Origin of the sequence: Shewanella sp. NKUCC06_TVS (assembly GCF_019345515.1) — a bacterium.
In the GTDB taxonomy this organism is placed as follows: domain Bacteria; phylum Pseudomonadota; class Gammaproteobacteria; order Enterobacterales; family Shewanellaceae; genus Shewanella; species Shewanella oncorhynchi.
In genome coordinates this window covers 268,246-288,457 of the sequence record NZ_JAHKQX010000005.1, presented here as the reverse complement: position 1 = coordinate 288,457, position 20,212 = coordinate 268,246, and the positions used below count along the sequence as shown (strand labels likewise).

Genomic DNA, 20,212 nt, shown 5'->3' with positions numbered 1-20,212 from the left:
TTATTCCAAGCGTCCATACAAACCTCCTCAGGTTGTGATGAATAGACACTTAAATTTTAGGAAATGGTGCGCTTAATTGGACACATATGGATTATAAAATCTCATGGATAAATGGAATTAAAGCAGAGTCTAAAAATGGAGTGCTGAATTGCTTTGGGGCATAAACGTTTTAGAAAAGGCAGAGTACCTATGTGATCGCTGCCATTTCAGTATGAAACTTTAATACTTAGTATCAAACTGATTACTCTCTCACAACAAGAGATCAAACCTTGTAAGTTTGTTCAGGCTTATCGGTTGGTTGATCTTTGATTAGTTTCACGGCATAACAGAAGGCGTGCGTGTCTGAAGGCCAAAAAATAAAAATTTTGAGACACGGTAATTCGTTTTACTAAGCGATATCTTAGTACGAAAATACAGAAACAAAAGGTGCTTATCGTGACGAAATTACCTACAAACTCACCAACTGACTTTGCGTAGCCTTTATAGAAAGGGAACTTGAAGATAACCGAGAGAAAAAGATTTGGATGAGCCGCTGGCCACTTATGCAACGGATGATTGACCAGGCATCAAACCTTGAAAGGGTATTCAACGAGCTAATCAATCAGTTTGGCTACGCTGACAAACTAGCTATCCTTTATGAATCAGAAAGGCCAAATGCTGAAGCTGTTTGGTTGACATTGGAACATATCTGGATGAGCGGTGATTTTGCGAAGGAAGTGTTTATCCAAGCTAGAACCAATAGGCGTGAGCTACTCAAATTACAAGAAGATATCTCAGAGCTTTCATGTTGTCTGGCCGGTATGCTAAGACGCCAGAGTGAATTGTATGAGTTATCTGGTTTTCGCCGGCATGATTATCAAACAGCAGTCGATTCGTTGGTGCAAGGCGGAGAGCATAACTATCTTTTCGGAGCTTACGTTAAAAATGAGCTTAAAAGTCTGGCGTACCAATATGATCTTAAATACTGGCCTTCACGGGCTGAGGTCGTAGAAGCCATTGGTGAATTTGAAGGTTTTCAACCAATACCACAACATGTTGAAATCCCTGATGCAGTACTAGATGGAAGATCGTCAGACCATAAAGATTTTGTTCTTGCGTTTGACGCCCAATTTGATGAACTAAATCAGCTGCCTATCGGATTTAGATTCAGTAATCAAGCAATGGCAGACATTATCAATGTAGTTTTAGATTTTCCTGAAGATAAACTCATCCTTGGTGATACTATCAGAACGATCAGGAATCGATACTCAGCTAACAAATAGCCTGTATAACTACATGAACTGTTGAACCCGGCCAGCATTTGATATGGATGAGACATGTGAAGTGGCGAAGCAATACTGAATCGCCACTGATATTGTAGACACTTTCTAGCATTACAAAAATTAGGTCAACAAGGCAGTACTAAGCAAAACTAGTTAAGTTATGCGAAACAATGAATGCGTCAGAAGAGAGCCTGAGCAACCTTTCGGATCGGTTGCATCGTGATTTGAATTTGGCGAGCTGAGTCCAGATTAGTACAATTCAACCAAGAAAATAGGCCTCATAGCTAATCAAATTCTTCTCTCTTTTTGAATTCTAGAACGTTGCTTGTTGCCCCCGTTTTTTCCATATCGATCATTAACTCAATATGCTTGCATTCTTCAGGTATATGTTTCCACATTGCAACGGTCACTTCGTGCATTCTCACAGCTTGAGACTTTAAGCGTTTTTTATAATCTCCAAGCTTTTGTTCTTTCTTTTCAATTTCTTCATTGAGCTTTTTGATTTCTTGTTTGGCTTTGTCTAAGTCTCCCTTAGCCTTTATGTGGAGAGGGTGACCGCGAACCACATTATCGGACACATTGCTTGCACCATGAATACGCGTTGCTTCAGCACTTTCGATCAGCGCTTTTATTTCTGGATAGCGCCTGGCCGATCCATTTGATAACCCTGCTTCTTTTTCAACATTAGAAACAACAATTTTAAGCTTGTTAGCTTTAAGCTTTTGTTTCAACTCTTTGTTAATCGGCTTTTGATCAACAAGTCGCGCCAATGCGTCTCTTAGCTGCCTTTCTGTGGAGCTTAATCCAGACTTGTCTGCCATGCCTTACGCCTCCATTGTCGTGTCGATAACCAAATTCAGCACATCTTCTGCAATTTCATACTTTTCATATTTAAACCCTAGATCATCCATGATCGCTTCCGCAGCTTTTACCTGCATCAGGTATTTGGTTGCAGAACTGGAATTTAATTCATTGTTTTCTTTTAAAAACTCAATGTTGCGCATTGCGTCCATGCGGGAGGATTCGGCATAAACAGCGTTTTCAATAAAATCATATTCGCAGTCTACACATTCACTTAAATCAATATTGATACGCATTGAGCATTGAGTGTTAGTACAATACATCCCAGGAGCAATAGCATGTAAGTGTTCTTTTCCGTTGGTCAATCGATCTATCCAGTAGTCAATTGATAGCTTGCGTTTGCTTAATCCATCTTCAAAATAACTTTCACCTTGGCGACTAATTTCAGCAACTGCTGCTTGACCTTTACCACCTGCGATACGCTTACCATTCGCCATTTTTTGATATATGCGAGCAAATATCTCAGCTTGTTGTGTGACACGTTCTTTTTGTATTTCGCTGTATAGTTTTTCAAATGAATAGGCATTTCGGGCATACCATCGCGTCATCGCCATCGACAAATGCGAAAATTGCTGCTTCAAGGCAGGGAAAGAACACAGCTCATATCCAATTAGGTAGTATGCGAGAGTGCGCCGTGTCTGATGTGGAGAGAAGTGAAATTTATAGCCCTGATTAAAAGATGTTTGGGCTGGGTCTGAGGTCTGTAAATACGCCATATCTTCGGCTGTAAGTGTAAAATCAAATTTATCGCGGTTAAACGTCGTATTAATTACAGTGTGCAATGCGCTCTTTCCTATAGGGTTGGGAAAAGCGATGTCCTTTAAGTTTGCAAACATTCGATGATTATATTTCTTTTCAAATCTTTTGCGATAGGGCGTATTAATTGCATTCAGCATATGGAATGCTTTCCAGCCAGCTTGCGTGGTTACAAACGTGTCATTTTTGGTTTGGCTACTGAGCGTAATCTTTGATTGGCGTGTAGTTAAAAAGTAAATGGTTTCCTTGCCAGTTTCCGACTCACAGCCATTTTTATCGAAAGTCATTCTTTGTGCACCGTAAACAGGGCTTATTTTGTACAGCTCGTCTACGCGCATTCCAGACAATGTCAGACAAAGCCATGAGGATTCTGTATTTAGGCTCCTCAAATATCGCCTAAAATCACCCCAGCCATAACAAGTGTTGCCAATGTGTGCTCTGAAGCTTCTAAGACGTTCTCCGCTTATTTGAATGCGGGGTTGAATAGATGTGAATATTTGCATCCACCGAGGATCCTCACCTTTATCCACTAAGGTTATTCCATTTTTGTTGAGCGCCTGCGTAAATTGTTCCCATGATTTTACGTAGCTGTCACTAGGTTTATGGCCATAGCCTTTTCTAATCCTCAGGATTTTTCTTTCTAATTCATTCTCATAAAGCGAAATCATCTGCTCAACAGCTTGTTCTATTTCATCTCTTAACCCGTAGGCTTTTACGATGTCTTCACTGTACTCTTTTAATGCCGCAAAATAGATTCGTGGGGGAATCACCACTTTTCCGTTTTGCGCATCAGAACTCACGTTATGTATCTTATGGGTTTGATGTGAAAAGTTGACCTTGAAAGGCAGCAGCCCTTTCAAGTGGACAAGGTTATTCAACCCTATAAAACAATAGCTTCTAGAAATATCATACCATCCCTCAGAAACCAAAATTTCTAAATATCCTTGATTCAATTCCTCAAACGAATTGATGCCACGTTTGATTAGCTGAGCAATATCCTTTCGAAGAGAGTTTTTTTTATTATTAATTGAAGCCAGTTCTGTATGTTTAACAGAAAACCACATCTCTGCTAATGCTACGCACTTCATTTGATTAAGCATGTGACGCCCTTTTTGATGAAGTACAATGACATTTTCTTCTTGCTTTGGCTCAATGTTAAAAATCAAGTTCGCGATCCCACTCCCTTTGTAGTCAGAATATCTAAACGCCCATATATTCTCGCCAAACAAGATGGTTTTTTTTTGATCTTGATAGACCACCATTTTATCTAACTCTTCCCAATCGCCTCGCAGTAGTGCAGGGAGAAGTTCCTGTTGTAAATAGTCGCCTCTATCACCAATCGAACGCATGGTATCTAAGGTTGAATCCATATCTTGTGAGTTTTCAAAAGACAGCATAGATATAGTCCTTATAGAAATTGGGAAATGGAAGATAACGAGTTGAAAAGTGGATAACGCCCTTTTTCTTCGAGCAAATACTCAGCTTGTTCAATGGTTTCTAATGGGAGGCCGTCAAGGTTAGCTTGAAAGCGATTTATCTTTAATTGAATTACCGAAGCGCGTTCTGGGTATTGGTCAATAGCTTCACTTAACGCATCGAGAAAGCTCAATAGTTTATAAATAGCGTAGGGATCATCAACGAGTTTGGCACTTCTGCAAAAGACACAAAGATCGTATTGATAGCAGGTAATATCTTGACCCTCTTCAATAATCCCTTTTTTTTCTGCGAACTTGCGTGCTGTATAGTGCCAATCTTTCTCGGACACCAAATCGATTTCCCCGTCGCAGCTAATGCCATTGGGGTTTGTAGGAGCATTACGTTGTTTCCAAACATCGTATTCTAAGATGGGAATTTCCAATTCTTTCTTAACTGATTCTATAGCTTCACTGCGGCTCTTACCTTGGGCTATGTAGACTAACCCCATCATCCCTTGTGACATTTGCCTGTTGTTTGAAACAGGGTGACCGTTGGGGTAATGTCTTTCCGTTGTTTCAATATTGTGCTGCAAAATTTTTCGGGCTGTCCACCCTTTTTCTTCTGCTTTATACTCTAAGTTAGAATGAGTAATACGAATCCTACTGGCTGTAATATTTAGAAAGTAATCACCGCGACCAATACCACATAAATTTAATAGAATTTTGCGAATCGGAACCTCACCCTCTGACCACTGATAAGTAACATGCTTACCACCCAGCGGTAGTAAGTAAGGCAGTCTGGTTGTTGAACTCCCCCCACCAAAACCATAATTTTTTCTAGGTAAAGGGTTTCTGGTCGCAGCATAGCGTTCGACCAATTGAAGAAAATGTCTGTATTTAGCTGCAATAATGAACTCACCTAACGAGCCATCAGCGTATTTGAAAGAAACGGTGATCGCTCCATCGAAATCTTTCTCTGAATAATTAAGTGGTATCAGCGCGTTCCGCAGTGAAACATCTGTCATACATGACAGCGCTGCGTAAGCAATCGGCATTGTTCTTATTGTTACAACTTGCTTATTAAGATCGGTGACATTTGATTCCATCGTGTGTACACCATCATCTCGTTTAATCTTGTTAAACGTGGTCATCTTTTGATCTTCAACAATGTCGGTATAGGTTTTTACTAGATGGTCGATCAACTCAGCTCTGCTCTCAGAAAGCAAATTTAGGTTCTTTGATAATTGGAATGAAGCTCCAGATACATCAACTTTGCCTTTATCACCTTCGCTATTGAGGAAATATATCAGAGTGTCATAAGGGTCTTCGCTGTAGGTTTTCGAGAGGAGTTCGAGTGCTCGAAGAAAGGTGATTCCGTCAGCTTCTCCGACAGAGTCGCGCTTATTGATGTCAGCGACAATAAACCCAGCTTCATCGTCTTTGGCTTCGGGATGAGAGTTTTCCTCAGTGCCTGAAAATAACGCTTTTACATCTTTTGAAGCGCGGCCTTTATAAGCGCGGACTTGAGCAGATTTTGATGTCCGACCATCTTTATTTGACGTAACAAATTTAATTGGGTGGCGAACTTGTCTAATCACTGAGTCGTTAAATGCAGTGTAATAGGCAAACAGAGTGTAAGCTGCTGCCATACATTGATTAAAAGGACTCGCTAAGCCATCTAACGCTGAACAATTTTTTCTCCCAAGTGTAATCGTGATGTCACGGTTATCTTTTCTTTCAACCACAATATTATCGAGGTGTTGAGGTGGTGGAGAATCAGGATTTTCTTCTTTATATGCAATAAGTTGAGTTGCCAAAGAGAAAAAGAGAAGCTGAGTGCGTCTAACTAGTGCATACCATTCTCTTGATGTATAAGGTTGTGTAGCAAAATCTACAATCTCACCATTAAAGCTCTTGAGCGTGGCTTGCATGTCTGACACATCAAAACCAAGTATTGGAAGTAGCGAGTCGAGATTCATCTTTTTTTGAAGAGCTGAATATTCCAACAAACCAAACTCTTCGCCATTATGATACTGAAACTGATATTTTTTAGGCTCATTAGCAATATCAACTAAGCGCCGTAACTCTCCAGAGTTACCAGCGTAAGAAAGATATCCAGCCTGACTAAAAGGTGCGAACTTCTTAATGTCGCAAAATGCTATATAAGCCTTTAAGGCGCTTAATTTCACCACTAGAGACCATGCATTGGTTTCATTTTTCTTCTCTTGATCAACCCATCTTTTTAGCTTTTGCATTTTTTCTAATCGAGAGGGTTTAGCTAATGGTTTTTTTGGATCACACTGTTCATGACACCAATAAAGAAAATTGTGTTTTGTGCTGTTCAGCTTCCCTTCTGGCCATATATCAACGTTCAAATCTAATGAAGTAACATTATTCTTAGTAATCGGCGGAGTGGGTAATTTATTTTGATTTCTTGATGCTGCTAATCGACTTTTGGCCATGTACTCACCTCAACGATTGTTGTGCGAATTCATTTTTACGCTGAGAGAATTCCAACCATGTTTTATTGTCATTCATATAGTTAACGTATTTTTGGGTGGTAGATGTGCTTTCATGCCCCATCAAATCAGCCAACTCCTGTAACAAGGCTTCGAAGGGCTTAGCTGTTTCCATGTGTTTGCCGTACAGCCAGTCGGTTGCGAAAGTGGCACGTAAATCATGAGAGAAAAAATAAATATCAAGCCCACAGTGTGCTAAATCGTTACGGATAGTTTCCACATACTTTTGAATGGTGTTTGGAGCATAGATATTGCCATTTGATTTTACGAATAAGTGGTTATGGCGAAGTAGTCCGTTTTGAATAGCCTTCTTTCTCGCCTTACTCAATTTGTACTCGTACAGCAGTTCCATAACCTTAGCTGGGATTTCAATTGATCTGTTTTTTTTAAATTTGGTTAAACAACCGTTAATGTTCTCACCAATTTGCACTTTAACTACTTTAGCTTTTGGCTTGTCCACGACAGAGGCTGGAAATGTTATCAATTCCTCCAATCTCAATCCCGTTTCAGTCTTTACGTACAGCATGAGAGCTTTAGTATCAGTCGAGTTTCCAACATCAAGGTATTTATAAAGCTCTTGCTTTTCATCTTCACGAAGTGGATTAAGTTCTCTGAGATCAGCTTCTTGAGGTTTTTTGATGCTTTTAAATGGTTTAGTGAGACCTGTGGTATATACAGTAATCTCCTTACTGTGATAGCGGTTAAGATGTGAGAGCATTTCATGCTGAGATCTCTTTCCTTTGCTGCTTATGCGAACAGTCTTTGCCTTAAACTCAAATGGTCGAAAGGTTTTGCTGATTGAAATGATCCGCTGGCGATGAAGGAATTAACAACTTTCAAAACATAGTTAGAAGCTGTACTTGGAGAACCACCAACTTTTCCATTTTCATCCCTAGTATAAAGGTTTTCCAGTAAATAGTCTCGATATCTCACGATTGGACTTTCCTCTACCTTGTCGGTGCAGTCATATATTGTTAACGGACATTTTTTATCAACCAACAGTCCTGTCCTTGGGTGAGTATGTTCGGGGATTTCCGTATTCAGCCACCGATAGAAGCTCAATAGCGCAACTGCATGAGATTGAATTGTTTTATCTGAGGATATATCAGGGTCTGCCAACAAAGAGTGAAGATATAGATTAACCGGCACCACATTGATGCCATCGAGGTCTATTAAAATTGGAAGTTCATGAGCAAACGGTTTTGAGTTATCCCTAACGTCATGGATGATTTCGCCACTGTCAGGGTGTGGCTTACTGATAAATGAGGGATATTTATCACTATTAATCCATATAAGACAGTAGTCAAAACCGAAGTCATCTGGAAACGACTTATTCTGCTCAATCATATTAACACCTAAATCATCCGTTATTCACACTGATAAGCCTTGCCCCAAGGGGTACGCGTTCATCCATCTACTTTTTCAAGATATCCAGACAAACAGTAAAACTGTAACGACCTCTCTTCTCTTCGTCTAATTTATTTATCATGAAAAATTCCAACATGTAGCATCTAAAAAAATTCCCAACTGTAAGTGCATAGTTGGAGGAGAATACCGCAACCTGATGCTGGCGGAGTTGGTTTGCTATTTGATATACAGGCACCGTCATCTTGATGCCAAGTTGTTTGGCTTCTACGGAGCGGGCGACGACGCAGCCATCATTGTTGGATAACACCACAATCGGCTTACCAACCAAATCCGGCCTAAACATCCGCTCACAGGAGGCATAAAAATTATTGCAATCGACGAGGGCGAATAGTGAGGGCGTCATTTGAGCTTTTTCACCACGTTGGTCACTACCCCAAAGATGTTTAACTCAGACTCATCATTGATGGCGATCGGGGAGAATAAGGCATTACGTGGTAGCAATTGCACCACAGGGCGTAGCTGTAATTGCTTTACGGTAAACTCACCGTTCACCGCTGCGACAACGGTATCACCGTGGGCTGGCTGTAGTGAGCGATCCACCACCAAAATATCACCGGAGAAAATCCCCGCTTCGATCATCGAATCCCCTTGGACTTTGACAAAAAATGTGGCGGCAGGGTGTTTGATGCATAACTCATTGAGATCTAATGTTTGTTCTACATAGTCTTGGGCTGGTGACGGAAATCCTGCGGCAATCAAGGAGCTAAATAACGAGAGCTGATATTGGGTATGTTTGGCGAAGCGGCCTAGAAGCATCATAATAAATCACAATATACTGTGCGTATGAACAGTATAGTCTAACAATGAAACTTATCGAAAGAATTTATGTGGGGAGAGTTGTGTTATCGACCCAAGCGTTGTCGAGTGCTGAGCAATTGATGATGGCTGCTCTAAAGCACCCTTGCCAGCTTGAATATTGCCAAGAGTGAGATTTAATTCAGTTAACGCACTTTAGTTAACCCGCTTTAGTTATCGCAATTTAGTTAATCCAACCTAGCCATAGCCACCATAAATAATCCAGTGGCATGAGCGCAATTATGGTTATTGCCACCAGCGGTAAGGTGATGCGAAGTAATTTAGTTAATGGCTCTTGGGATAATTGCATCGCCAAAATCAAAGGAGCAACCTGATAAGGAAAAATCACGGTTGAAAAACCGATCACCTGCGTCATTAATACCGCTGGAGTGGAGAAGCCAGTTGCATTGGCAAAGTCTGCTGCCATGGGGGATAACACTGTCGGTACACCAGGAACCGTTGCCACTAATCCCGTTAGCGTCGCGATTAACGATAACGACATAAAATTCAGGAACGATGCCCCTTGCTGCAATGGTAACCATTCACTGAACAGTTGACCTAGCGCAGTGCCGAGCCCGGAATGATTGACCAATGCTCCCAGACCTAAGGCCGCCGCGACAAAAATGACGGTCGACAAATCCACTGAACTATTAAAACTCTTAGGCTCAAGCACTCCCCATTTTGGGAGCAATAACAAGATAGCCGTTGTTAATCCTACCCAAGCGGGGTTGATGCCGTGCAGCGAGTCAGTCACCCAAAAGAGCAAAGTAATCGCCAGTAACAGTGCAACTTTCTTTTGCATACCAAGGTTATAAGCTTCTTTTTCAATAACGCGTTCAGGCTGATTTTTATCAATTTTTGCAGGAAATAGGAAGATAACTAGCGCCACAATCAATATCGATTTGAGTAAACCAAGGATTGGAAAATGCAATAAGAGATACTCAGTATAACCAAAGTGGATATTGAATAGATTCTCACTGGAACCCGCTAATATCATGTTGGGAATATTCGCGGGCAACACGGCAAAACTGGGCATGTTACACGCCAGTGCCAAGGCGGTCGCAATGCCTATCCGCCCATGGCTACCACGAGCAAAACCGACTTGCTTGGCTAACGCCATACCAATAGGCACCAGTACCACTGCACGGCCAACGGATGAGGGCATCACAAAGCCAAGCAGCACGGCACTAAAGACCAAACCCGCAATTAAGCGTGGATAACTTGTGGTCAGTATTGGGGCAATCAAACTGGCCATTCTGCGACTTAAACCTGACTGAGTGATTGCACTGCCGATCACAAACCCTGAAATGATTAACCACACCGCAGTTGAGCCGAATCCGGAGAAAAGTATACTCGGCTCAATGAGTTTAAAAATGGTGGTAAGGGCAAAAAAGATTAACCCCGCCATAAAGGGCGGGAAGAAACCTGTGCTCCAAAACATCAAGGTCACTAACACTACGCCTGCGCTGTAGGAAAACACCGCGGGATGCTGACTTAGCGGAAAAAGCGTAAGTAAAGTAGCGATCAACAGTGCACTGAAAAACGCTAGCTGTTTAACGCCAATAAAACGTTTCATGTTTACCGACCTATTGGGTTGAATACGTAAAAGATGCCTACTAAGATAGCTGACTTAGTTTGGCGTTTTAAGAGGGTAATGTGTCAAAATATGTTCCTAAAGCGACATTGTTAACACCCAGTGATGCGGCGTTTATCATAGATGCCAATCGGCCCGTGCTGACCCATACTCGCAATATGGTGGCGGAAGCGGGCATCGAACCTCACTCGCACCCGCGGGGTCAGCTACTTTGGGCCGCCAAAGGTTTGTTACGTGTTCGCAGTGAAAATGCCGTCTGGGTGGTCCCCTCAACCCATGCCGTTTGGATCCCTTGCAATTTGCCCCATCAAGTGAACAGTGAAACCCACGCCCATACTCGCAATATTTATATTGACCCTAGCTATGGCGTTAGGCCACAGGATACGCAAGTGGTGATGGTGACTATGACAGCGCTGATGCGCGAATTAGTGCTTAAACTTTGTGAAAGTTCACATCTTATGGACAGTGGACAACTGCATCGGCTGGGTTTGGTTGCCATCGATGAGCTTCAAACTCTGGACAGTCTGGATGCCCATTTACCCGCTGGCTCAGATCCAAGACTCAGCCGATTAATCCAAACGCTGATCCGACGTCCAAAAGTGAGTTACTCACTGACCGAGTTAGCCGAAATGGGCGGCGCGAGTGTGAGAACGATTGAGCGACTATTCAAAGCTGAAACTGGGCTCACTTATCGACAATGGCGGCAAAGGTTTCGTTTGTTAAATTCGCTTGAGAGCTTAAGCCAAGGGGAGAGCACAACTATGGTGGCCCATAGTTTAGGTTATTTGAGTGTCAGCAGTTTCAGTGCCGCCTTTAAAATGCAATTTGGTTGCACGCCGCAAGATTACCCGCAGCATAAGCCTATGAAAAGCGGGCGCTAAATCAGGCATCATAAAACCGTCTATAAAAAGCTAGAACAACATCTAGGATGCTGTTCTAGCCTTCAATTTATCAAAGTATCGTTAAGCTAATGCGCTATTTTAATTGGCTATTTCAACTTGTCATTTCAATGCCGCTGGGACGATAGGGTAATAATCCCAGACTTGGCCATCGGTCATTGAGCGCACCAGTTTGATGTATTCGGCATGGGTCCAGGCAAGCGGTGTGGCAGAGTTGGTGCCTTGTCCGAGTTGGTAATGATAGCGGGTGGCATCGCCGACACCGTCCCACGCTTGCTCGGGTAACATCATGCCCGCATTCGCAAAGGTTTCCATGCCTTGCACATAGGTGTTGATCAACTGCTGCTTGGTTTGCTGCGCGTTATTGCCAGTTAGCTCACCTTTTGCTTGGGCGAGTGATAGCTCAAAATGACCGCGCTCGCCGGTGAAGAAGGGCCAGATTCGACCGCGTTGATCGGCGCTGTTGCTGCCGGATTCTGCGTAGTTATTGCCAGAAACCGTATCCTCACCGTAGCCGTCGTTGCCATAACGTCTAAAGCCTGGGATAGTGCTGCCATCTTTGGCGCTAAACTCATATTTAAGGCGTAGGTTTGGTTCAAGTTCAGTGTTATCAATCAATTGAAGGCTTTGCTTGATGAGCTTGTCAGTTGCACCGCGCACGCCATAACGTACTAGTTCTAAAAATCCGCCATCGAGGATCTGACGCTGATCTAAACCTTGCTTACCGTTATTTGCCGCCAGTTTATCGCTGGTGTTTGGCTTGCCATTCGGGCTTAAACGTAAATAGTAGGGCGCGCTGACGCCTGCGCTGTTCTTCAATAGTCCTTGAGTGGTGACTAAGTGCTTTTCTAAGCTATCACTTAAACCTTTTGCGGCGGCAAGATAACGGCTGCTGGAGTCGGGATCTTTGGCTTCTTTGGCGATGTCACTCGCGGCAACAAGACCTGCGATCACGGCAGCCGTTGTTGAGGGGGAGTAACCCGCTTGTTCTTCCCAACGTTCTTGCTGAGTTTTAGGTGGGGTGATTTGGGTGTGATTCCAATCCAGATTGACGTCACCGCCGCTGATCAAAAAGTCCGCTGCACCTTTGAGCATCTCTTGATACCAGTGACTGATCTCATCGGGGGTGAGTACGCCCGCTTGCCAGAGTTTCCAGCCGAGCATGATAGGCATGGCGGTTTGATCGAGCTGTACACCGACCCATTCAATTTGGCCATCCACATGGGTCTTTTGCAGGAACCAACCTGGCGTACCTGTATAGCCGGGCGTCTTTTCGGTCACTTGCACTTTTTTCAGGTATTCGAAGGCCACTTTGGGCGTTTGTGTGTCACCCATGGCGAGGAATGCCATGGCGCATTGGTAAAAGTCGCGCGGCCATACTGCTTTATAGCCAGTGCTCGGCACGGCTGCCGAAACCGTATCGCCCCAAGGGTTTGAAAGCGAAGCGATCAGTGCGCCCGCATAGGTTTTATCTTCCTGCGCTTTCAAGACCATAGCGCTGGTATACAGCAGCTTGCCGTTATCTGTGGTGTTGTTAGCCATGTTAGCGATGGCGGGCAGTGAGCTTAGGTAACCCTGCCAGCCTGCATTGTAATGGCTGAGCACAGAATCATAACCTGCGGCTAAGCTGGCATCGGCATTGGCTAAACTTTGTGCTTCATCTTTACCAAAACCGATGGCGAGATTAAAAGTGACGGGTTTGGCTTTGATGAGCGTAGGGTAACTCGCGGTAAAGGCGATATTGCCAACGGTCGATTTATCTTGCGCACTGGTCGTTTGATAGGGCGTATCGAGTTTGCCGTTATCGGCCAAATCGGCTAGGCCATCGGAGACGCCGACAAAGCCAGTGGTTGCCTGCACAAAATTCAGATCGGATTTTACCGTCATTACGCTACTGTCTTTGGCGGCGGTATAGGCCACCAGCGCCTGATTCTTTGTATGAGTGTCGATGCGGCCGATATCATTGGCGCCCGCGTTATCGATATGCGGATTGACATACAAATGCGGTGTAATGCCGTCTTCAAAGGCGGTAAAGGTCACGCGCATCATCAAAGTGTCGCGGTCTGGATCGGTAAAGATATGCTTTTCAATCTGATACTTACCTTCAACATCTTTATTGATAATTTTATAGGCAAGGGATTGTGGGCGACCATTAGCATCTGTATCTAAATATTCTATGCTGCTGATGGTGTTATCTTTTTCGGTATCGACAAAGCCATTCCCCGTGATCATAAATTGCAGTTCTTTGAGCTGCGCATTGTGAATAAGACCATACATGGTTTCGGTTAAAATACCTTGGGCGAGGGAGAACCAAACGCGGCTAATGGGATTTTGCTTGGCATCTTGATATTGACCTTGGGTATAAGGCTCGTAAGACGTCCCAATACCAGTTTTACCCGAAAATGCCCAAGTCGGTGCTTTACCCGGTGCGCCGGGCGCAACCCGCTGCACACTTGGCGCGGCATTCACACTTGTGGCAGTTGTTGCTGAATTCGACGTGGGTGAACAGGCCGCTAACCCTATTATCCCCAATAGGCTTGCGGCGACGGCAAGCGCTAGGCGGCTGCGTCTTGTTAACGCTTGTGTGTGACGGTTTTGGCTTGTGTGCAGATCCTGCTGCGGCGTAGGACTCGATTCCATCTCGTTCTCCCCAAATAATGGTTTTATTTTTATAGTGATTGAATTGATAAAGATATTTTATGCTGCTGTGATTAGCCAAATGACCGAATTCACCGCGCTTAACATGCATTGCTGCATGTCCCCTAATGTGTATCGCTGTTATAAAGAGCTAACTTTTATTCGTTAATTTGCTTGTGGCTTTCGTGATTGAGTGGGTCTTGCGGTTCATCGCTGCACTTTGATTATTTGAGGTATTTTGTTCGACAATGTCTTGGTCGACAAATAATACGGCAATGCCTGCACACATCATCAAGATGCCACCTGTGATCAGTGCATAAATAGGTTGACCATCGAACAGACCATTGAGCACTAAACCCAGCACACTGGCGGCAAGAAGCTGCGGGATCACGATGAAGAAGTTAAAAATCCCCATGTAAACGCCCATTTTTTGCGGGGGTAACATGCCCGACAACATGGCGTAGGGCACAGATAAAATTGACGCCCACGCGATACCGACACCTATCATAGGCAGCCATAACAGGCTTGGGTCTTTAATAAAAAAGAAACTAATCAAACCTATACCACCACAGAACATATTGACTGTGTGGGTCAGCTTGATGCCAATACGCTTAGCCAGCATAGGAATAAAAATCGCGGCAATGGCGGCAAAACCATTGTAAGAGGCGAACAGTACGCCGACCCAATCTGCGCCGTCGTTATAAGCTTGGGACAACACATCGCTGCTGCCAAAATGGTAAGACGTCACGGCGGCAGTGGTGTAAATCCACATGGCAAACAGTGCGAACCAAGAGAAAAACTGCACGATCGCCAGTTGATGCATGGCTTTGGGCATATGGAACAAGTCATCGACCACGCTAAATACCATGCCGAGCTTATTGCGTTCAGCGGGTTGTGAATTGCCCAAACGCAGTGCGCAATATAGTTGTAATGGGCCAAAGGCGAAAATCCCTAAGCTTAAGATATACAGTTGTTTATCTAAATCCTGCGCCCAAATAGCGAAGGTGAGCAGGGCGCCGAGACCCATCCACACGATGGAGGCAAATTGATAGTCCTTGCGGGTACGAGTGCGGGCTAAAGTTTCATCTTCAGCATCGACTTGTTTTGCGTTAAAGCTGGCTAATTCTTCAGGGGAATATTCTCTTGACGATACGACAGTCCAACTGACGGCGAGCAATAATACTGTGCCGCCAAAATAGAAGGCATAACGCACTGAATCGGCAATTTCACCCGCTGGTGCAGTATTCGCAACATCAAAAACGTGAGTCAAAATATAGGGTAAGGCCGAAGCCACCACAGCGCCAATACCGATGAAAAAGCTTTGCATGGCATAGCCTTGAGTACGTTGGCTTTTCGGTAAATTGTCACCGACGAAGGCGCGAAACGGCTCCATGGCGATGTTGATCGAGGCATCCATGATCCATAACATGCCGGCGGCAATCCACAGGGTAGGCGAGTGCGGCATGATAAAAATGGCAAGGGTAGTAAAAATCGCGCCAATCAAAAAATAGGGGCGGCGACGGCCAAGGCGTCCCCAGGTGTTATCACTCAAATAACCAATAATAGGTTGAACCAATAAACCCGTTAGCGGCGCGGCAATCCACAGTATGGGAATTTCATCGATAGAGGCCCCTAAGGTTTGAAAAATGCGGCTGACGTTGGCATTTTGCAGGGCAAACCCAAATTGAATACCTAAAAAACCGAAACACATATTAAAAATTTGCCAGAAACTCAGCTCAGGTTGTTGCTTGAAGGCATACGGCAACTGAGGCGCTGCGGCTTGATGGGGATCTTGCTGGTAATTCGAAGACATTGAACTTCCTTTCTGTTGCCGGCAGTCGTTCTGCCTTGAGTGCTTATTGTTTTAATTGTTTTGCCTAGCAATGGATTGGCACTGTACTTTGCTTTTATGTGGTGAGCTATTTCATCACAGCCAAGAGCATACAATAAAAGCTAAGAGTCAGATTCATGGCTTATTCATGGTAGTTTCGCGCATGCCATGAATGAGTGTACTCTGTGAAAAAATGGCGAATATACTCCTCCCTCAGAAGCATATTCGCCGATAAATTCATTTCAAATTTGGGCTAACACCTTAATTCAAAGGGGTTAGCCCAAGTGAGTGGCCTAAAGCCAGTCAGCAGAAAGAACTTAAGCCTGATAGCAATCCTTGTATATAACCCTATCAGAAACGACCTCACAGATTTCAAACCCCACAAGCAGAGGGTGAAACGAGCGGATTTATAGTAGCCTCGGCGTTGATTTTTGCACAACTACTTACATACGTATTCATCATGGCTTAGTAACTGGGTGGAAACATAGGCGTAACGCATCTAGACGGTTTATCAATAGTTATAGGCTTGCTGGAATGCTCAAATAACTCTCTAATCTTGTTAGAATACTTGATGATCAGTCATTGCATTATTTTTCAGAAAAAAGGGTATTGTTATTGCGGATGTTAACTGAGTGATAAAATCAACCGCAGCATAACTGACGGCGAGTTCAATGCACTTAATAAGAGTCAGCATGCAATAAATATCCAGTACGGATGCCGATAGCTTGACTCGAAAGTCGCGCACTCTGCACTATGATAATAGCCAGCCTAGATATGGTGGGATCAGATAGGTACTTAGCTTATGATGATCGCCAGATTAAGTGTTTTTCGTTCGATTATTTTAAATTTTTTCAGTTGATTAAAGGATCCCTATGTTTGTTGTCTCGCTTACCTATAAAAAGCCAATTGCAGAAGTGGAGTTACATTTAGCCGCCCATATTGCTTATCTTGATCAGTATTATGCCGCAGGGACTTTTGTCGCCTCGGGTCGCAAAGTGCCACGTACCGGTGGCGTCATCCTCGCCAAGGCTGAAAGTCGCGCGGCGCTAGAGGCTATTTTGCAGCAAGATCCTTTCTGTATTGCCGATGTCGCTGAGTTTGAGGTGATAGAGTTTGTGCCGACTAAAACGGCGCCAGGGTTAGAGCCGTTGCTTGAAGTGATTTAACCTACATCTTTGTTTGAAAATTATTCCGTGCACTTGGTTATGACAGGCTTGGCGGGTTGGTGGACATAGAGTTCCCCCCATTTGGGTGTTAGTCGGTGTTTATGCTGTTTTCGGGGCGAACTTTTCCGATATTCTGCGACCTAGTTTGGTATTATGCCGTTTTCCCTCTTGAAACCTTACGCAGGTTTCCGCTGCGCGAGTCCCGCTTTTTATGTCTATTCAAACGCTGTTATCGACGGCTCTGGCGAAACGCCATGATTTTTTACAACAAGCAGAACAGGATCAAACCGATTGTTTTCGGGTGTTCCATGGCACAGTCGAAGGCGTGAGTGGCTTGAATGTCGATCGCTACGGCGATGTTTGGTTAGTGCAGAGTTTTCATCAAACCTTAACCGACGAAGAGTTGGTTGATGTCGGCACTGTTTTGTTGCAACAGGCCGATTTGCCGATTGTGTATAACGATCGTTCTTTAGGCCATTCCCGTGTATTGAATGCCTTATCACCCGCACTGACAGAGATTGCGAGTTCTGAGCGAGTAATGCAGGAAAATGGCATCAAGTTCAGCACTAAACTGCGCCACGAAGGACAAGATCCGCTGTTATTCCTCGATATGCGTATTGGCCGCGAATATGTGCGGGCACACAGCCAAGATAAAACTGTGTTGAATTTGTTTTCCTACACCTGCGGCATTGGTACTGCGGCAGCTATCGGCGGCGCGACTCAGGTGATGAATGTTGATTTTTCTTCCTTTGCTTTAGCGACGGGCAAAGCGAATGCGGCGTTAAATCAGGTGTCGAATGTATGTGAGTTTGTGCAGAGTGATGCGTTTCCGGCATTGCGCCAATTGGCAGGCTTGAGTGTGGGAGGGCGCCGCAATCAAAAATTACCGAGTTATCCCAAATTGGCGCAAACCCAGTTTGATCTGGTGTTCCTCGATCCGCCGCGTTATGCCAAGAGTGCTTTTGGTATTGTCGATTTGGTCAATGATTATCAAGGTTTGTTCAAGCCCGCATTAATGGCGACCAAAGTCGGTGGCACTATCGTTTGCTGTAACAATGTGGCGAAAGTCGAGCGTCAAGCATGGTTTGACAGTTTAGTGCGCTGCGTTGAAAAACAAGGTCGTACAGTCACTACGCACACTTGGCTCGATCCCCATGAGGATTTCCCTTCGTTCGATGACAATCATCCACTTAAAATAGTGGCACTGACATTAAGTTAGTTATACAAATGGTATAGTGATAAGAACTACATAGTGATATTAACAAGCAGGGCACCCGATTCGGTGCCCTGTTTATTTGCCGTTAGATGGGTTGCAAGTGGAAGGCAATCGCGACGCGGTTCCAGCCATTAATGGCAATGATTAAGCTGGTGAGGTCGACAATTTCTTTCTCGGAATAATGCTCTGCAAGCGCCGAATATTGACTGTCATGCACGGGGGCAGTAGCAACTTGGGTTAAGATTTCTGTCCATAGCAGCGCTGCACGTTCCCGTTCATTAAAGATTCCATCGACCTCCTGCCAAGCGGCAAGTAAATCTAAACGCAGCTGTTCTTCACCGTCGCTTCTGGCTTCCTCGGCGTGCATTCGCTGACAAAACGCGCAGCCATTGAGTTGCGATGCTCTAAGCTTGACTAAATGCACCAGTAATGGCGAAAAGTGGGAGTCGCCGGCTGCTTTGTCTAAGCTGAGCAGTGCGTTAGCGAGTGTGGGTTGTAGCTGGTAAATTTGCTGGCGTGGTATACGTTCTGACATAAAAACCTCCTATAAGCTGAGGCTTCAATCTAAGCGGTTAGCGCGACGTAGGATTGGATATTTGCGACATTTTACGCTTTTTGTATTGTCCTGGTGTTTGCTGTGTCACCCGTACAAAGTGTTGATGTAGATGGGCTTGATCGTAAAATCCGCAATCGAATGCGACCTGCACTAGGCTGAGGTTAGGTGATTGGCTGAGTAAATTGCGGGCGATTTTGACTCTGTTTAATTGCAGTAACTGCGCGGGTGACAATCCGGTTTCTTGTTTAAATCTTCGTTCAAATTGACGGCGGCTTAAGGGCAGTTGCCTATAGAAATCCTCTAAACTGGCTTGGGTTTGAGTAAGCTTTGGTAAACTCGCCTGCACTAAGCTAATCATAGCGCTTTTATGTCGAGATAAGGCCACATCACATTGCCGCTGGTTGAGCTGCAATAACCAGTGCTCAAGTAGAGCGACGCGTTGGGCTGGCAGATTGGTTTCCGCCAGTTGCGATAGCAGTTGATCCAATCCTGTTAGCTGCAATTGCGTCGCATCAATAGCCTTCATTGATGAAGTAGACATAATATCTTGCAGTTCAATGCCGAGTAAATGAAACGCGCCGCCGGGGTGAAAACGAACTGTCATCAGCTCGATTCCTGGTAAAAAGGCGTGGGAATGTCGGCTCTGACCACAATGAAATAACACTTGAGGTTCATCGCCGCTGAGCGTTTGAGTTAGCGTTGGGAAATAGAAATGCAGGCTAGTGCCGCCGTCTGGGTAAAATGTCTGTTCAATGCTCTGCGGTAAATCAGTCGCAACGCGCAAATGAAAGTAGCGCTGCACCCAAGGGCGAAGTGGCGCTAAGGGTTTAAAATGGCTAAAGCCTAAGTGCGCGAGTTCAGTTTCGAAACGTTTAAAGCTGCGCATTTCTAATAAATTTGCCCGATATCGCAAGCTGAGCACCATAAGCAAGTAAAGGAAGGTCAGATTAATCTAACTGAGCTGAGGCATTTTTGCACCTGTGTTGCTTGTACGCATTTGCCTTGTACTGGCATGGTCTGTCTACAATTATGGTGAGTTTGCGAGGGCATTTATAGCCTGTTTATTCGATTTATACCGATTTGTCGGTCAATGGGCACGAACTGAATTTACGCCAACATCAGCTAAGACGCTTCAAGGGGAGATTAACTTTTACGTTTTGTATTGGGATAAACAGGTGCTATCTGGCAATAAAAAGTCACCAAGGACAAGGTACATCCTTGGTGACTTTCTGTTTTTTACTCTGTATTTCACACTCGCTTAAACACGTTGTTAACGC

Annotated in this window: 15 protein-coding genes and 1 pseudogene; 4 read left to right on the top strand and 12 right to left on the bottom strand. The window is 44.2% G+C overall.

Translation table 11 applies throughout. The features are described from left to right. Positions 1-524 precede the first annotated feature (524 nt). Positions 525-1,262 carry a hypothetical protein gene (locus tag KO531_RS08155; RefSeq protein WP_251068883.1) on the top strand — a complete coding sequence of 246 codons (738 nt, stop codon included), beginning with the start codon at positions 525-527 and terminating at the stop codon, positions 1,260-1,262. 284 nt (positions 1,263-1,546) lie between these two features. On the opposite strand, the gene KO531_RS08150 is transcribed toward KO531_RS08155, so the two are convergent. The 8 genes and pseudogenes from KO531_RS08150 to KO531_RS08120 form a co-directional block, all read right to left on the bottom strand. Beyond that, positions 1,547-2,083 (bottom strand): hypothetical protein, encoded by a 537-nt coding sequence (locus KO531_RS08150; protein WP_219250867.1) that lies wholly within the window; start codon positions 2,081-2,083, stop codon positions 1,547-1,549. Positions 2,084-2,086: 3 nt separating this feature from the next. Further along, the gene (locus tag KO531_RS08145; RefSeq protein ID WP_219250866.1) at positions 2,087-4,276 is read right to left on the bottom strand and encodes an integrase; all 2,190 of its coding nucleotides are present in this window, start codon (positions 4,274-4,276) and stop codon (positions 2,087-2,089) included. An 11-nt stretch (positions 4,277-4,287) separates the two neighbouring features. Continuing rightward, complete coding sequence (locus KO531_RS08140) at positions 4,288-6,756, bottom strand: hypothetical protein (protein WP_219250865.1); 2,469 nt, start codon at positions 6,754-6,756, stop codon at positions 4,288-4,290. Positions 6,757-6,760: 4 nt separating this feature from the next. Continuing rightward, positions 6,761-7,531, bottom strand: a complete 771-nt coding sequence (locus tag KO531_RS22395) for a site-specific integrase (RefSeq protein ID WP_251068882.1) — start codon at positions 7,529-7,531, stop codon at positions 6,761-6,763. 29 nt (positions 7,532-7,560) lie between these two features. After that, complete coding sequence (locus tag KO531_RS22390; RefSeq protein WP_251068881.1) at positions 7,561-8,160, bottom strand: hypothetical protein; 600 nt, start codon at positions 8,158-8,160, stop codon at positions 7,561-7,563. 184 nt (positions 8,161-8,344) lie between these two features. Further along, positions 8,345-8,584: pseudogene (locus KO531_RS08130) on the bottom strand (DNA polymerase V subunit UmuC); the annotation flags it as partial. Then, positions 8,581-8,997, bottom strand: coding sequence for a translesion error-prone DNA polymerase V autoproteolytic subunit (umuD, locus tag KO531_RS08125; protein ID WP_249195895.1), 417 nt, complete (start codon positions 8,995-8,997; stop codon positions 8,581-8,583). The gene umuD and the pseudogene KO531_RS08130, both read right to left, overlap by 4 nt. A gap of 223 nt (positions 8,998-9,220) precedes the next feature. Continuing rightward, complete coding sequence (locus KO531_RS08120) at positions 9,221-10,612, bottom strand: SLC13 family permease (protein WP_219250863.1); 1,392 nt, start codon at positions 10,610-10,612, stop codon at positions 9,221-9,223. Positions 10,613-10,692: 80 nt separating this feature from the next. Here KO531_RS08120 and KO531_RS08115 point away from each other — a divergent pair, with 80 nt between their 5' ends. Next, positions 10,693-11,511, top strand: coding sequence for a helix-turn-helix transcriptional regulator (locus KO531_RS08115; RefSeq protein WP_219250861.1), 819 nt, complete (start codon positions 10,693-10,695; stop codon positions 11,509-11,511). 120 nt (positions 11,512-11,631) lie between these two features. Here the strand turns inward: KO531_RS08115 and KO531_RS08110 are convergent, their stop codons facing one another. Then, positions 11,632-14,169, bottom strand: coding sequence for a glycoside hydrolase family 15 protein (locus tag KO531_RS08110; RefSeq protein WP_219250860.1), 2,538 nt, complete (start codon positions 14,167-14,169; stop codon positions 11,632-11,634). A 148-nt stretch (positions 14,170-14,317) separates the two neighbouring features. After that, positions 14,318-15,979: an MFS transporter gene (locus KO531_RS08105; protein ID WP_219250859.1), complete on the bottom strand. Its 1,662-nt coding sequence runs from the start codon at positions 15,977-15,979 to the stop codon at positions 14,318-14,320. 890 nt (positions 15,980-16,869) lie between these two features. Here KO531_RS08105 and KO531_RS08100 point away from each other — a divergent pair. Together KO531_RS08100 and KO531_RS08095 are read left to right on the top strand one after the other, a co-directional pair. Then, the gene (locus tag KO531_RS08100; protein ID WP_173244678.1) at positions 16,870-17,163 is read left to right on the top strand and encodes a YciI family protein; all 294 of its coding nucleotides are present in this window, start codon (positions 16,870-16,872) and stop codon (positions 17,161-17,163) included. A gap of 211 nt (positions 17,164-17,374) precedes the next feature. Next, complete coding sequence (locus KO531_RS08095; protein WP_219250858.1) at positions 17,375-18,382, top strand: class I SAM-dependent methyltransferase; 1,008 nt, start codon at positions 17,375-17,377, stop codon at positions 18,380-18,382. An 82-nt stretch (positions 18,383-18,464) separates the two neighbouring features. On the opposite strand, the gene KO531_RS08090 is transcribed toward KO531_RS08095, so the two are convergent. After that, the gene (locus KO531_RS08090) at positions 18,465-18,914 is read right to left on the bottom strand and encodes a carboxymuconolactone decarboxylase family protein (protein WP_219250857.1); all 450 of its coding nucleotides are present in this window, start codon (positions 18,912-18,914) and stop codon (positions 18,465-18,467) included. A gap of 37 nt (positions 18,915-18,951) precedes the next feature. Then, positions 18,952-19,860 carry a helix-turn-helix domain-containing protein gene (locus KO531_RS08085; RefSeq protein ID WP_219250856.1) on the bottom strand — a complete coding sequence of 303 codons (909 nt, stop codon included), beginning with the start codon at positions 19,858-19,860 and terminating at the stop codon, positions 18,952-18,954. Positions 19,861-20,212 lie beyond the last annotated feature (352 nt).